Genomic DNA, 14,903 nt, shown 5'->3' with positions numbered 1-14,903 from the left:
AAGCCGTTAAGCCGTTAAGCGATTAGAGCTAGCAGCAAACAGCAGTACAAACAAAAATGTCAGCGTAATATACGCTGACATTTTTATTTATCCGGAGGCGGCTAGCTTACAGATATTTCTCAATCGGTAGCAATTGCAAAAAGCCTGACTGCATTCGTTCCCATTGACCAGTGTCAGGTTCGCTGTCCCAACGTTGGTCGCCTGAATACCAATACACATCACCGTCTTCAAGCTCTAATCGCCAGCTGTTTTCTTCGCTCATTGCTTGCTCAATGGTTTCTGCTAATGTTTCAGCAATCTCTTTATTCTCGATGATCAAAACCGATTCCGTGTTCAAGTAGGTAGAACGCAAGTTGAAGTTAAATGAGCCGATGCTCGCGATGCTGCGGTCGAATACGACTGATTTAGCGTGCAAGCCATAGGCCGCCTCAGGCGCACATTTAGACACGTCTTGAGTCGACGCTTCACACAGCTTAGATTCTGGTTTTAGCTCAAACAGGTCGATGCCATGCTCCAACATGTCGTAACGTCTGCCTGCATAAGCGGAGTGATTAGTCACCAGATCATTAGACGCCATAGAGTTAGTTAGCGCTTTTATCTCAACGCCCTTGTTGTTCAATACCTGCCACTCTTCAAGCTGACCATCATCGAATACAAGGTAAGCGGATTCCAGCAAGATTTCTTGTTTCGACTCGCTCGCTAATTTCCCTAGAAGAATCGCGGTCGCTTTCGGTTCATCGGTATTGTCTGAATCATCAGGGACGGGTTGATCGTAAACAAAACGAGCATTCACCCATGTCATCTCACCAATCACCTCTTTCAGCAAACTATCAGCAGCCTTACGATCTAGTGGCAATTCCGGGTAATTTTGATAATGCGGAACGACAATATTATCTATCTTCGAGAGATCAGGTTGCTCGTCATCACCCAGCATATCGACAGGGTAAGACCAACGGCTGTTCCAGTATTCAACAAAACTGGTTTGGATGGTGTTAACTACCGAGCCCATGACTAATACATCGCGGTCTCGGAAATTGATTTCATCAGAAAGGTCAAAGTATTCATCACCGATATTACGGCCACCCACCACAGACAAGGTACCATCTACGGTAAACGATTTATTGTGCATGCGGCGATTTAAGCGAGAAAAGTCACCGACAAAGCTCAGCCATTTACTGAAGCCACGGCGTGTTGGCGTTGGATTGAAGATACGAATCTCGACGTTAGGGTGCGCATCCAGTGCCGACAGCAAACCTTCACGTTCGTTGAGGTTGATATCATCCAGCATTACGCGAACCTTCACACCGCGCTCGGCCGCTGCTAATAAACGGCTAGCGAGATAGCTGCCCGATTCGTCAGAGTTCCAGATGTAATATTGAATGTCGATGGTGTGCTCGGCACTTTCGACCAGCGCTAATCGCTGTGCCAAGGCATCCCAACCAGACTCTTGCAGACGAACCGCGGTGGTGCCTTGCTCTAAAGCTTCAGGCTGAAATTCATTGGTTAGAACCGATAAAGAACTAGGTGCAGGAGAGGTTGGCGGTTCTGTTGGATGATCGATGCCTTCAGGAAGTGAAGAACACCCACCTAAAACGGCGATTAAGATTAACGTTAAACTGATGCGTTGGAGCACAGGCATGTATCTGACTTCCTTTTCACGATGCGTCTTTAGAAACTTTCCGTACAGCTTTTCAATGAACAAGCTATTCCGATCTATTCATTGATTATTACTGCTAAATCCTGAAATTTATAGGTAATTATCCAGTATAAATTTGAAGATCAGTAAATTGACCTACAAATCACCTAAGTTGAGTGAGTGTCAGGCAATATAAACTTAGCGGGTTTTCTACCATTTCGATGGTGAGTCTGTTCGGTCTGGGTGATGCTTCACCATTGTTTGGAGATCTAGTTTCACCGCTTGATTTCACACTAACAGGCGTGTCGACTTACTTATATGAGATCGTGCAAACGCATTACTTACGTAAGCGCTAAAGCTGTTGTTCATCTAAGGGACATGTAAGGATCAACACCGAAAACATTGTTCACACTACATAACGTTTATCGTCCCTACACAAGCCTTCCCTATAGTAGTACCCTTTATTGTCTCTCATTCTTGATGGTAACTGGATATTATGAAGCTTTTGGTCGATCGCACTGGTGAACAGTTTTTAGATATTCTGCAAGAATCGGGAGATACATTGACGGTTCAATTCATTACCAATGAAGGCAATCGAAAGGGTAAGCCGTTCCAAGATAACTTGAGTGGATTGTTCCTCACAGGGTGGAAGCCGCGCACCACTTCAACCGCCATCGGATTAGAACGCTTTAAGCAAGGCAAACTTGAAGATCCCAAAGTGAGTTTCGCATTGCACCAGCTCTATCCACTGGGTCGAGACGTAAAATTACCTTCTGGAGATATCGCCACAATCGCGAGTTACGCCAATACCCATGCCGATGGCTACTATATGTCTGTGCGCCTCAACGATGAATTAACCCGACTCAAGATTACACCCGATTGGGAACTGCAACCTTCCACTCAAAGATTGGCTCTGCCTTATTACCCAGCCCCAAGAACTAAAGAAGAGCTCGACAACATTGACGATTTTGATGCGTGGGCGGGCGGCTTCTAAATACTCCTCACCTACGCCTAGTAGCACATAATACCCAAGTTATTATCAATTATTTTTTGACAATAATTCAAATGTAGCACTGTTTATCGTTTCAAATATTCCCACTATTATTTATCCATCGACACAGACTGCAGCTCAATGAACAAAGAGTGGCACTGTAAACACAGACAAATCACCATTTCGGTGAAAAATAATATAGGTACGAACATGACTCAACTAACTATCGTCGCAAACATCGTCGCTAACGAAGACAAAATTGAATTGGTTAAAGCAGAGCTGCTAAAGCTGATTGATATTACTCGCGCTGAAGAAGGCTGCATCAACTACGACCTTCACCAAGACAATGAAAACCCAGCACATTTCACTTTCTACGAAAACTGGACGTCTCGTGAACTTTGGCAAACACACATGGGTAATACTCACCTCGCTGAATACATGGCAGCAACCGAAGGTAGTGTTACGTCATTTACACTTAACGAGATGACTAAGATCGCTTAAGTACAGTTTCAGTAGTCTGTTACTAGAAAGCACACTGACAAGCTATCGAGTTCAATTTGAAAGCCCCGCTACACGTCAGCGGGGCTTTTTCATTTATGCGGATATCGTCAGCCGCCTTAGTTAGAGCTTCAAACGGGGTTGAATAAAATCGATAAACGCCGAGATACGTTTAGAGACCGATGACGACTTGTAGTAAACCGCATTCACTCGCTCTCGGTCTGTGTTGGCAAGTTTGTCTTGTTCCAGAATAGGGATTAGGCGACCCGCAGCCATATCTTCCTGCACCATAAACCCCGATAAACAAGCAATCCCATTTCCAGCTAAGACTAGTTGACGCACGGTTTCACCATTACTGGCTGTCACAGTAGGCGCGACATCACTTTGGTTTGGTAAAGGCCAATGGTTAAGCACTTTGTTACCCGCAAACCCCACAATTTGATGCGAACTCAAATCTTCAGGTTTGGTGGGCAGCCCACGCTTAGCGAGATAATCAGGTGACGCAACAATATGGAGTAAACTTTTTCCTAACGGGCGAGCGTGCAGTGTTGAATCGGACAACTTACCGATTCGAATCGCAACATCAGTTCTCTTTTCGAGAAGATCAACGAAGCCTTCGTTGGAAGTGAGTTCCAACTCAATGTCTGGGTAAGCCTCTTTGAATGACTGCACCAACGGCACTAGTTGGTGAAATACGAATGGACTGGCGGCATCGACTCTTAAACGACCTTTTGGCAACTCACCGCGCGACACGATTTCTTCTTCCGCGCTCTGAATCATCTGTAACCCTAGCCTGACTGAATCAACAAACTGCCGCCCTTCCTCCGTCAATTCCACACGTCTCGTTGTTCGGTTGAATATTGAGACACCGAGTTGCGACTCAACCTTACTCACCGAACGAGACACCTTGGCGACCTGCACATCCAGCGCCTCTGCCGCCGCAGAAAAACCACCAGCATCGACAACGGTGAGTACCATTTCTAAATCATCTGAACGGGTTAGCATGAGGCTCCTTCGCTATCTTCATTTTGGTTAATGTCATCTCGTTTGTGATCATCACAGATCAAATCATCTGTGTCCTTTCGCTCTCATCAGCTTAATCCAATGATCGGTTAACTCTTCAATTATTGCATATTTAACAAAGGTTATTTGTTAATAGCGTCATTTATCACAAATATATATTGCTAGATAATCCTCGCCATCAAACGAAGCGCTCCTATTGCAGTAACAAGCTGCCCCATTTTATCGCGCTCGGTATTTAACAAAGAACAGTAAGAGAGATGATTATGCCACTAGCATTACTTGCATTGACGCTCAGCGCCTTTGCCATCGGAACCACAGAATTTGTCATCGTAGGCTTGATTCCTACCATGGCGAGCGACTTGAATGTATCTCTGCCATCGGCAGGCCTATTAGTCAGTTTATACGCGCTTGGCGTTGCTATTGGCGCACCAGTCTTAACGGCATTAACCGGCAAATGGAATCGTAAAGCGGTGTTGCTCACCGTGATGGCATTGTTTGTCATTGGTAACTTATTGGCGTGGCAGGCGCCAGGCTATAACACGCTGATCGCCGCACGAATTTTGACTGGCCTTGCCCATGGTGTGTTCTTCTCGATTGGATCGACCATCGCGACAGGTTTGGTTTCAAAAGATAAAGCAGCCAGTGCCATTGCGATCATGTTTACGGGTTTAACGGTTGCATTGGTGACCGGCGTACCACTGGGCACTTACATCGGCCAAACCTTTGGCTGGCAAGCAACCTTCTTGATCGTGGCTCTGCTTGGTCTTATTGCTCTTATCGGTAGCGCTATCTTGGTTCCAAGCAACCTTAAGCAACCACCAGCGGCTAAGATTTCGGCACAACTAAAGGTTCTAACTCAACCACGCTTACTGTTGGTTTACGCTATCACAGCACTAGGTTATGGCGGCACATTCACAGCGTTTACGTTCCTTGCTCCAATACTGGAAAATGTATCAGGGTTTGATTCGAGCTCAATCAGCTTAATCATGTTGGTTTACGGTGTGTCAGTGGCGGTCGGTAACATCTGGGGCGGAAAAATGGCCGACAAGATGGGCCCAATTAAAGCACTGACCGTTATCTTCTCTGGTTTAGCCGCAGTACTGGTGGTATTCAACTTTACCGCAGTAAACCCTTACGCAGCTGTTGCTACCATTTTGGTTTGGGGTGCATTCGCATTCGGTAACGTTCCGGGGCTACAAGTGTATGTTGTGAAACTGGCTGAGAAATACACACCAGACGCCGTCGATGTCGCTTCTGGGTTGAACATTGCCGCCTTCAACGTCGGTATTGCATTGGGCTCATGGGGCGGTGGTTTGATTGTCGCGAAATCTGGATTAATGAACACCCCTTGGGTAGGTGCTGTGATCGTTCTGATCGCTCTTGTTCTGACTCGATTCAGTGGTGCGTTAGATAAGAAGCAAGCACAACAAGCTGTTCCATCTAGCATCTAGCATCTAGCATCTAGCATCTAGCAAGAATAGAAAAAACAAAGCCCGAACCTAGGTTCGGGCTTTATCAATTCAATCTGATTATTACTCGTTATCGATCGCTTTCAGCACTTTACATGGATTACCGACTGCAACCACATTGGCTGGGATGTCTTTGGTTACGACACTGCCCGCGCCAATCACACTGTTTTCGCCAATGGTGACACCGGGGCAGATAATTACACCACCGCCAAGCCAAACATTGTTGCCAACATTAATCGGTGTGCCAAACTCAACGCCTTCTTCTACACGGCCTTTCACATCGAGTGGGTGACCTGCAGTCAGGATTTGAACGTTCGGACCAAGCAGCACATTGTCGCCAATAGTCACTTCAGCCACATCCAAAATCACGCAGTTAAAGTTAGCGTAGAAGTTCTTGCCTAACTTGATGTTCGAGCCGTAGTCACAACGAAATGGAGGTTCTAAATGCGCATTTTCACAGCCCGGAATCAGCTCTTGCGTTGCTGCTTGCCATTCGGGTGTGTCAGGAATACTGTTATTGAGTTTTTGAAGCACCTTGCGACATTCGATACGAGCTGCATAAAGCTCTTTATCCCAGCCTGATAAGGTTCACCTGCTAGCATTTTTTGTTTTTCTGTTTTCACGTTACTTACCTGTTCTCACATCAATTAGCTATTTTCATATTACTTATCTAGCTTCACATTACTTAACTAATGGTGGTCAATTCATCGACCAAAAACGCAATATCGCACATCTAAATAACAGTGAATAAGGAGTGTTTGAGCTTGGTTTAAGAGATGCGCAGCTCGTCACTTTTTGTAGGTAAAATATGAAATTCGAACAGTGCTAATTTAGCTTCGCTATCGAATCACGTAACACCAAACTACCAGTGGTATTGATGGTGGTCGCTTGCTCTGTTTCACCGACAATTTGCAGGATCGCCTTTTGCGTCATTTGCTCTAATGGCACACTCACAGACGTTAAGCTTGGCGTTAAAAACGCCCCCACTTTGCTGTTATCAAAGCCGACGATCGAAACATCTTGAGGCAATGAGTACCCAAGTTCGGTTAACGCCTTAATCGCACCAATCGCCATATCATCGTTTTCAGACAAGATAGCAGTGAATGTGGTTCTGCTTTTTGCCAAAGCTTGAGCCGCGTGATAACCGCTCTCCATCGTCCAATCACCTTGAACAACGTTGGACTCATCCAATGCAACACCATGTTTAGTTAACACATCTTGATAGGCTTGGTAACGCAGCTCATCGGTCGAAGAACCGGCTTTACCACGAATCACTGCAATATCGGTATGACCCTGCTCGATGATGTGTTCAACCATCAAACAAGCGCTCTGATAATGGTCGGTGGTAATAGAATGATTGGGCTTCGACGGCATTTCTCGGTTGAGTACCAGAATCGGAGTGTCAGTGCTTTCGATGATCTGAGCTATCTCGCTTTCGGTTAAACATTGCGGATAGATGATGATGCCCGCGCACTTCATATCAAGCAGGAAATTGATCGCCTTTCTTTCGTCTTCAGCGCTGTGTTTGCCATCGGTGATCACCAATTGGTGATTCGACTTTTCGCTATAAGAAGCCGCGTGATACATCAAGGAAGAGAAGTAAGGGCCATTGAACAACTCATTGGTAATTACAAAGCCGATGAAATTGGTCTTCTTGGTCGCCAATTGCTGAGCCAACAAGTTCGGTCGATAACCTGTATCTTGAATCGCATCAAATACCTTTTTCACCACATCTGGGCGCACGATGTTCTTGCCATTTAAGACACGAGAAACGGTCGATTTAGATACGCCTGCGCGGTTTGCGACATCAAGCATGGTTACCATTCGCTTCTTTTCCTTTATAAAAAATTAGCCGACATAGGCCGACTAATTCATTGCAAAATGACAGCTCACAGTTCACATAACTGCGCTGGGGAATGCATTCTAAATAGTGGCACCGTTAGATGCAATCACACCTTTATACCACTCGAAAGACTTCTTGCGCTTGCGTTCTAGTGAGCCAGATTGATCGTTGTGCTTATCTACGTAAATGAATCCGTAGCGTTTTTTCATCTCGCCCGTGGTGAACGAAACTAAATCGATACAGCCCCAAGGGGTATAGCCCATCAAATCAACACCATCAATCGAAACGGCTTTTTTCATCTCTTTGATGTGGTCGCCAAGGTAAGCAATGCGGTAATCGTCATTAATGCTGCCATCTTCTTCAATGGTATCAACCGCGCCAAAACCGTTCTCAACGATGAACAATGGCACTTCATAACGTTCATACAGAGACGCTAAACAGTAACGCAAACCGGTTGGGTCAATTGGCCAGCCCCAATCGCTAGACTGGATAAACGGGTTATCGACCGAGTTTTCATGACCGCCGTCCATCGCTTCTTCAGTCGATTGGTGAGAAGAAGAATCCAAGGTATTAGACATGTAGTAGCTAAAGCCTAAGTAATCAGCCTTGCCTTCTTTTAGGATCTGCTCATCTTCGGGCTGCATCTCAATATTGAAGCCTTTGATTGCCCAGTCATGCTTAGCGTAATTTGGGTAATGACCACGCACCATTACATCCGAGAAGAAATAACGGTCACGCATCGCTTGCTGTGCCACCATGATGTCTTCTGGCTTTGAAGAACGAGGATAGAAAGGCACCATCGCACACATTGCGCCAATTTGAAGATTTGGATTGATCTCGTGACCTTTCTTAACCACCAACGCACTCGCAACAAACTGGTGGTGAACCGCTTGATACATGGCTTCTTGCGGCTTTTCACATTGCGGGAACTTCACGCCAGAGCACAACCAACCGAAGATGTCTGCCGAGGTGTTCATCTGGTTGTTGATCTCGTTAAACGTCATCCAGTATTTCACTTTGTGCTGGTAACGCTCCATCACCGTAGTTGAGTACTTAACGAAGAAGTCGATCACTTTACGGTTCATCCAGCCACCATATTCGTTAGCTAGATGGTAAGGCATTTCAAAGTGGCTCAGTGTTACCACAGGCTGAATGTCGTATTTCAACAGCTCGTCAAACAGATCATCGTAAAACGCTAATCCCGCTTCACACGGTTCAGCTTCATCGCCATTTGGGAAGATACGCGTCCACGCGATACTGGTACGGAAGCACTTAAAGCCCATCTCAGCAAATAACTTAATGTCTTCTTTGTATCGATGGTAGAAATCAACAGCAACTTGGTTTGGGTAGTTTTCGCCATCAATCACGCCATCGGTGATTCGACGTTGTACACCATGAGCGCCCGCTGTTAATACATCAACAACACTGACACCTTTACCATTCGCATCCCAGCCGCCTTCTAGTTGATGCGCTGCTACTGCACCGCCCCATAAAAAATCGTTCGGAAATTCGTTGTTCATACCATTACTCGCTACAAGTTATTCGTGAAAAAGATCAGGATTAGAGAGCTCATTGCAACTCTGAAACCGATTTCAATAAAACCAAAGATACAGATTGAAACCGGTTTCAGCAACAGTTAAAAGATCTTTTTTGATCGATCTAAAGACTAATCAACGGTCAGCATTACGATCAATGCTGTTCAAAATACTGATCATGCAGTGATTTGCCAGATTGGTCTTGAGTGCCAGGGTAGAACTGAACGAGTGTCTGATCGGCTAGTGTGAGGTGAATCCAACCCTCTTTGACTTTCAGCCAATTGGTACCGTTGGTCTCATAGACGGCAGGAAACTTGCCCCAGCCTGACTCTGATACCTGCAGCTCTTTAAAGCGGTTAATCGGGGTTAGCTTATTGCTGTCGAAGTTTGCGTCGGCATAGACAGATAAAGGCTCGATGGCATCATTTGGCTTGAACGTATAACAGCTCACAGAGGCTGAAGTGCGATCAAACCACTGGTAAGGTTGTGCGCCGATTAAATCGTAGACCGTGCAATCATTGAATTGAATAGCCCACTCTTGGTGAGCTTTAAAACCAAGGTAACCAATGGGTTGTGATGGTTCAGGTTTCGCGTCCGTCTCCTGCTCATGTACTTGTTCTGAGGTAGCACATCCCATCAGCCCAAGACTAAAAAGGAAAGTCACAGCATGCTTCATCATTGTAATACCTCAGTTCCGTTGGTGAGTTAAAAGCTATTCAAGCTCCCTCCATTAAACGGTAAGTTCCAAGCGATTACCATCTGGATCGAGTATACAGCTCTCATAATAGCCATCGCCTGTTTTTCTTGGGCCATCTAAGCGCTCATAGCCGTCTTCGAACAAGCGTTGAGTGAGTGCATCGACCGCTTGTTCCGACCCGAGTGAAATCGCCATATGAATGAAGCCTGTGAACTGGTCATAGATGTCGTCTTTCGATTCAGGGACAGAGTCCATTTCCATAATCTCTAAACGACTTCCCGTATCAAACGAGAGGAAGTATGAAGAAAACCCTTTGGTTGGGTTGTGATATTTTGAGTTCAATGTCGCGCCGAAATAATCTTCATAAAATCGCTTCAGTACTTCGAGTTGTTTGGTCCAAATTGCGATGTGTTCAATCTTCATTTTGTTTGCCTAAGTTTGATGTCTAACGCTAGATTACTCATCAAATAAGGAACAATAAACAGAACGAAATTGTTCCTGATTAACGGGCTCGATTTTATGTCCATAACTGCACAGTATTGGCATCTATGTTTGTGTAATAGTTATCTTTCCTCCATAGTCAGGTTTTACACAATCTGAGATTCAAACTGTGAGCTTTTTAAAACTGATACTACTTGCGGCTATATGGGGAGGCTCGTTTCTTTTCATGAGAATGGCCGCCAATCCATTAGGGCCCGCAGTCTTAATTGAAGCGCGAGTTCTGTTTGCAGCACTTACTCTGCTTTTAGTTTCTTTCTATTTAAAAAAGAAGCTCTCTTTTCATGATCACGCAAAACACTTCTTCATTCTCGGCCTGTTTAACACCACACTTCCTTTTTTGCTTTTCGCTTATGCCGCGCAGACACTTAACGCCTCGACACTCGCCATCTTGAACTCTACCGCGCCAATATGGGCGGCAATCATTGGTGCAATATGGACCAAAACAGCACTCGAGGCGAAAGTTCTATTGGGACTTGGGATTGGGGTAACAGGAGTTGGCGTGTTAGTCGGTTGGGATGCGATGAACATTGGCCGTGAGGCTATGCTTCCTATCTTTGCAGCAGTGATGGCGGCCTTTAGCTACGGAATAGCGTCAAACTATACCAAACAAGCCCCTAAAGTTGAGGCATTCAACAATGCTCATGGCAGCATGTGGGCTGCGGTATTGCTGGTTTTGCCGTTTGTATTCTTTATTCCGATGAGAGAAACACCCGACGTTACGATCACTACATCGGTTGTCTTATTAGGCGCGGTATGTACTGGGTTAGCGTATCTACTTTACTTCAATCTCGTCTCTGAACTCGGCGCACCTTCAGCCCTGTCCGTGACCTTCATCATTCCGGTATTTGGTATTCTATGGGGTAACTTATTCTTAGATGAAGCAATTGGCATCAATACGATTGTTGGTTCAATTCTGGTTATCACCGGCACCATGTTGGTGACAGGAATGACGCCTTCTAAGATGATAGAGAGCGCCAAACAGAAACGAGCAGCAAGAGCGGCTCGTTAATCAGCCATATATTGCTGAATCTTGTTTCTCAGCCACTGATGAGCAGGGTTCAAATCGGTTCTTTTATGCCAAATCATGTATTGCTGCATAGGTAAGATTTCAAACGGCTGATCAAGGACTTGAAGCTGGAAGGATTCGGAAAATTGATTGGCAAAATCACGCGATGTACTGCCGACACAATCTGAGCCCGATACCAGCACACACATGGTCATCAGCGAGTCACACTCGGCACTCACTTTTCTCTGTTTCAGTGGCGACTTGGTAAAATAATCTGCCGTGTATAAACGGGTTCGACGCATTCTAAAAGTAACATGCTTTTCGTTGTAATATTGCTCTTGCGTCACAGAGCCATTGATTCTCGGATGCCCCTTTCGAGCTATCAGCACCAACTCATCTTCAATCATCGGCTGCTTCATGTAGCCGTTAACTTGCGGGTAATGGATATCAATCGCTAAATCAGCTTGTTGCATGCTCAAGCCTTGCAATAATTCTTCTTCGTTGTTCGGCACCATATTGAATTCAATCGAGATATTGCCCAACGTCTCATCTTGCTCGACGAGAGGTTGAAGCTTGGTTAATCCAATCTCATTCACCAGGATACGAAACACATGATGCTGCTGATTATCAAATGTCTTTAAAGTGCTTACTGCGCTGCTTATCCCTTCTAGAGCAGGCTCTACTCGGTCTGCCAATTGCACCGCAGCGTTAGTCGGAATAATCCCACGCCCTTCACGAATAAACAGGTCGGTATCAAGCTGAGATTGCAATCGCTTCAATGCCCCGCTAACCCCAGGCTGAGTCATACCAAGCGATTCTGATGCAAGCGTGATCGACTTTAATCGATACACTTCTAAGAACACGCTCAATAGATTTAAATCCAACTTTTCCACGTCGCTCACCGTTACTCTCCCTGTCAATGTGGTCTTAATCAATCATAGGTCAGGATTCGCCTTCGTTCCCCAACCATTGCATGACTCAATACATAGCCAATCGTGATGTATTAAATAAAGCTTACTTTATTTTTTGCTATATGTCTTATTCCTATAATCGCCTCAACGAAACAAAATTCTGAAATGAAGAGGCTCTTATGACAACTTCTCGCACGTTCAAAAATGCATCACTGTTCCTGGCTATCTCGCTCGCATTCCCGGCAATTGCAGCTAACCATGACCACGCACACTTCAGCGAAATTGGCGACCAAGGTGGCAAAAGCGCAACCGAGATGACGACCAAAGCAAACCAAGAGTTCGCAAAAACACTTAACTTTGCCGACACTCGCGCTTTCGACAATAACAACAAAGGTCTAATTGCTAGCTTTGATCAAGAGACGGGCGACATCATTCGCAATAGCTTTAACTTTATCGACCCAAGTGTGACGAATGCAGACCAAGCACCAGATTCAGTAAACCCTTCACTGTGGCGCCAAGCGGTATTGAACCAAGCAGCAGAAGGCTTATATGAAGTTGTTCCGGGTAAAGTTTACCAAGTTCGAGGTGCTGACTTAGCGTCTATCTCTTTCATTCGTAGTGACAACGGTTGGATCGCTTACGACGTTCTTCTTACCAAAGAAGCGGCCGCTAAATCACTCAAATTCTTCAAGAGCAATGTGCCTGATGGCGGCGAACTTCCCGTCGTTGCTATGATTTACTCTCACTCGCACGCTGATCACTTTGGTGGCGCAAGAGCAATCAAAGACGCATACCCAGATGTAAAAGTGTACGGTTCGAAAAACATTACTAAAGAGATCGTCGACGAAAACGTATTGGCGGGTAACGCAATGTCTCGTCGTACCGCTTATCAGTATGGTGCAACCCTGAACCGACACGAGCACGGTATTGTTGATGCTGCACTGTCGAAAGGCCTATCAACCGGTAGCATTACTTACGTACTGCCAGACTACGAGCTGAACCATAACGAAGAGATTGAAACTCTGGTTATTGACGGCCTAGAAATGCAATTCATGGATGCTTCAGGTACCGAAGCGGCCTCTGAAATGGTGACGTATATTCCAAGCATGAAAGCACTTTGGACTGGCGAACTGACCTACCAAGGCATGCACAACCTGTACACGCTGCGTGGCGCTAAAGTACGTGACGGCTTGAAATGGTCTAAGAAGATCAACGAGATGTTAGTCACTTGGGGTGAAGATACTGAGGTGCTGTTTGCGTCTCACTCATCGCCAATCTGGGGCGAACAAGAGATCTCTGATTACCTAAAAATGCAGCGTGACGCTTACGGTTTTACTCATAACCAAACGCTTCGCTTAGCCAATAACGGTGTGGTTCTACAAGACATCGGGGACGAGATTTACAAGGTCATGCCAGACAGCATCCAACAGTCTTGGCACACCAACGGTTACCACGGTACTTACTCTCACAACGCCCGCGCGGTGTACAACATGTATCTTGGTTACTTCGACATGAACCCAGCTAACCTAAATCCACTACCAATCAAGCCAGAGTCAGTGAAGTTTGTTGAGTACATGGGCGGCAGCGATGCTGTGATTGAAAAAGCGCAGCAAGATTTCCAAGAAGGTGAATACCGCTTCGTTGCAACAGCACTGAATAAGGTGATTCAAGCTGAGCCAGAGAACAAAGTTGCACGTGGCTTATTGGCAGATACATACGAGCAGTTGGGTTATCAATCAGAAGGTGCAGGTTGGAGAAACATCTACCTAACCGGCGCTCAAGAGCTTCGTATTGGCACACAACCGGGCGCACCGAAAACTGCATCTCCGGATGTGTTAGCGAACATGACGATTGAAAACCTACTCGATTACTTAGCCGTAAAAGTGGATTCGCTAAAAGCACAAGAAACACCATTTACATTGAATATTCAGTTGCCTGATGTAAAAGAGTTCTACTACGTTGAGATGTCTAACGGCAACCTGAACAACATCCAAGTATCAGAGCTGCAAGATGCGGATACGACACTGATCATCAATAAGTCTGACGTGTCTGACATCGTGCTTAAGAAAACAAGCCTTGGAAAACTGTTAGAAGACGGACAAGCAGGCGTGAAAGGTGATAAGACATCACTTAACAAACTGCTGTCTTCATTGACAGAAGCTGACACCTCTTTTGAGATTGTACCGCGTCCAAAAAAAGGCGAAGAAGTTGATGCAGAGCTATACCAAGATTCAGCGGTACACGCTCATTAAACGCCGGATACACTAAATAAAAACAACAGCAGTTAGCTAGAAAAACGTTCTATAAAGAACATAAAAACAAGCCCCTCCCTTTTGGTTGGGGCTTTCTTATTTGTTCTCAATATATGCTTCTGAATCGCTATTGAGTTTGCCCGTTTACGTCGCAATCCCAATAAGAAGGTGAACCATAATATTGAACAAAGTAATCGATAAATACGCGCACCTTTGGTGCAAGTAACTGAGCACTCGGGTATACCGCCCAGATAGCCGCCTCATCCTTTAAAGGGTAATCCGGCAACACCTCAACCAGCGAACCTTCCGCGAGCTGCTTGTATGCTATCCAACTCGCGCACATGGCAATGCCCAAGCCATCGACACATACATCCCTTACCGCTTCACCGTGATCGACGCGGATAGCACCTAGGCTCTCTTCGAGTTTTCCGATATGAATACTGGCTACCGGAGGTGACAACCCAAGCTCTTGTCCTGCTTGACCTATATTGTGCGTAGACGCGAGTCGCACAAACAATTTTAGATGTTCAATGTTCATCAA

At 45.5% G+C, this 14,903-nt stretch carries 13 protein-coding genes and 1 pseudogene; 5 read left to right on the top strand and 9 right to left on the bottom strand.

What is annotated here, in order from left to right; all coding sequences use genetic code 11:
* Nucleotides 1–106 precede the first annotated feature (106 nt).
* Nucleotides 107–1,639, bottom strand: a complete 1,533-nt coding sequence (locus AB4263_RS17535; protein WP_372098609.1) for a phospholipase D family protein — start codon at nucleotides 1,637–1,639, stop codon at nucleotides 107–109.
* A gap of 493 nt (nucleotides 1,640–2,132) precedes the next feature.
* On the opposite strand from AB4263_RS17535, the gene AB4263_RS17530 reads away from it, so the two are divergent.
* Both AB4263_RS17530 and AB4263_RS17525 read left to right on the top strand, forming a co-directional pair.
* Nucleotides 2,133–2,630, top strand: coding sequence for a hypothetical protein (locus AB4263_RS17530; protein WP_108092185.1), 498 nt, complete (start codon nucleotides 2,133–2,135; stop codon nucleotides 2,628–2,630).
* 207 nt (nucleotides 2,631–2,837) lie between these two features.
* On the top strand, nucleotides 2,838–3,128 hold the full coding sequence (locus AB4263_RS17525) for a putative quinol monooxygenase (RefSeq protein ID WP_017062386.1): 291 nt from the start codon (nucleotides 2,838–2,840) through the stop codon (nucleotides 3,126–3,128).
* A 120-nt stretch (nucleotides 3,129–3,248) separates the two neighbouring features.
* Here AB4263_RS17525 and AB4263_RS17520 read toward each other — a convergent pair whose 3' ends face one another.
* Entirely contained in the window at nucleotides 3,249–4,130 is an 882-nt protein-coding gene (locus AB4263_RS17520) for a LysR substrate-binding domain-containing protein (RefSeq protein ID WP_371699854.1), read from the bottom strand.
* A gap of 281 nt (nucleotides 4,131–4,411) precedes the next feature.
* Between AB4263_RS17520 and AB4263_RS17515 the strand changes: the two genes are divergently transcribed.
* Nucleotides 4,412–5,599, top strand: coding sequence for an MFS transporter (locus tag AB4263_RS17515; RefSeq protein WP_017062388.1), 1,188 nt, complete (start codon nucleotides 4,412–4,414; stop codon nucleotides 5,597–5,599).
* Between the two features lie 81 nt (nucleotides 5,600–5,680).
* Here the strand turns inward: AB4263_RS17515 and AB4263_RS17510 are convergent.
* From AB4263_RS17510 to AB4263_RS17490, 5 genes and pseudogenes are all read right to left on the bottom strand, one after another.
* A pseudogene (locus AB4263_RS17510) lies at nucleotides 5,681–6,240 on the bottom strand (sugar O-acetyltransferase).
* 202 nt (nucleotides 6,241–6,442) lie between these two features.
* Nucleotides 6,443–7,441 (bottom strand): LacI family DNA-binding transcriptional regulator, encoded by a 999-nt coding sequence (locus tag AB4263_RS17505; RefSeq protein ID WP_372098608.1) that lies wholly within the window; start codon nucleotides 7,439–7,441, stop codon nucleotides 6,443–6,445.
* A 99-nt stretch (nucleotides 7,442–7,540) separates the two neighbouring features.
* Complete coding sequence (locus AB4263_RS17500; RefSeq protein WP_104216434.1) at nucleotides 7,541–8,980, bottom strand: 6-phospho-beta-glucosidase; 1,440 nt, start codon at nucleotides 8,978–8,980, stop codon at nucleotides 7,541–7,543.
* A gap of 169 nt (nucleotides 8,981–9,149) precedes the next feature.
* Nucleotides 9,150–9,674, bottom strand: a complete 525-nt coding sequence (locus AB4263_RS17495; protein WP_372098606.1) for a hypothetical protein — start codon at nucleotides 9,672–9,674, stop codon at nucleotides 9,150–9,152.
* Between the two features lie 51 nt (nucleotides 9,675–9,725).
* Complete coding sequence (locus tag AB4263_RS17490; protein ID WP_372098605.1) at nucleotides 9,726–10,115, bottom strand: VOC family protein; 390 nt, start codon at nucleotides 10,113–10,115, stop codon at nucleotides 9,726–9,728.
* A 187-nt stretch (nucleotides 10,116–10,302) separates the two neighbouring features.
* Between AB4263_RS17490 and AB4263_RS17485 the strand changes: the two genes are divergently transcribed.
* Nucleotides 10,303–11,202 carry a DMT family transporter gene (locus AB4263_RS17485; RefSeq protein WP_017059463.1) on the top strand — a complete coding sequence of 300 codons (900 nt, stop codon included), beginning with the start codon at nucleotides 10,303–10,305 and terminating at the stop codon, nucleotides 11,200–11,202.
* On the opposite strand, the gene AB4263_RS17480 is transcribed toward AB4263_RS17485, so the two are convergent.
* The gene (locus AB4263_RS17480) at nucleotides 11,199–12,101 is read right to left on the bottom strand and encodes a LysR family transcriptional regulator (protein WP_017059462.1); all 903 of its coding nucleotides are present in this window, start codon (nucleotides 12,099–12,101) and stop codon (nucleotides 11,199–11,201) included. The genes AB4263_RS17485 and AB4263_RS17480 overlap by 4 nt on opposite strands.
* A gap of 188 nt (nucleotides 12,102–12,289) precedes the next feature.
* Between AB4263_RS17480 and AB4263_RS17475 the strand changes: the two genes are divergently transcribed.
* Nucleotides 12,290–14,362 carry an alkyl/aryl-sulfatase gene (locus AB4263_RS17475; protein ID WP_372098604.1) on the top strand — a complete coding sequence of 691 codons (2,073 nt, stop codon included), beginning with the start codon at nucleotides 12,290–12,292 and terminating at the stop codon, nucleotides 14,360–14,362.
* A gap of 127 nt (nucleotides 14,363–14,489) precedes the next feature.
* Here the strand turns inward: AB4263_RS17475 and AB4263_RS17470 are convergent, their stop codons facing one another.
* The gene (locus AB4263_RS17470; protein WP_017059460.1) at nucleotides 14,490–14,900 is read right to left on the bottom strand and encodes a LysR family transcriptional regulator; all 411 of its coding nucleotides are present in this window, start codon (nucleotides 14,898–14,900) and stop codon (nucleotides 14,490–14,492) included.
* Nucleotides 14,901–14,903 lie beyond the last annotated feature (3 nt).

Origin of the sequence: Vibrio sp. 10N.261.55.C5 (genome assembly GCF_041470505.1) — a bacterium.
Taxonomy (GTDB): domain Bacteria; phylum Pseudomonadota; class Gammaproteobacteria; order Enterobacterales; family Vibrionaceae; genus Vibrio; species Vibrio crassostreae_C.
Note: the sequence above shows the minus strand (reverse complement) of the source record. Positions and strands in the feature narration are given on the sequence as shown.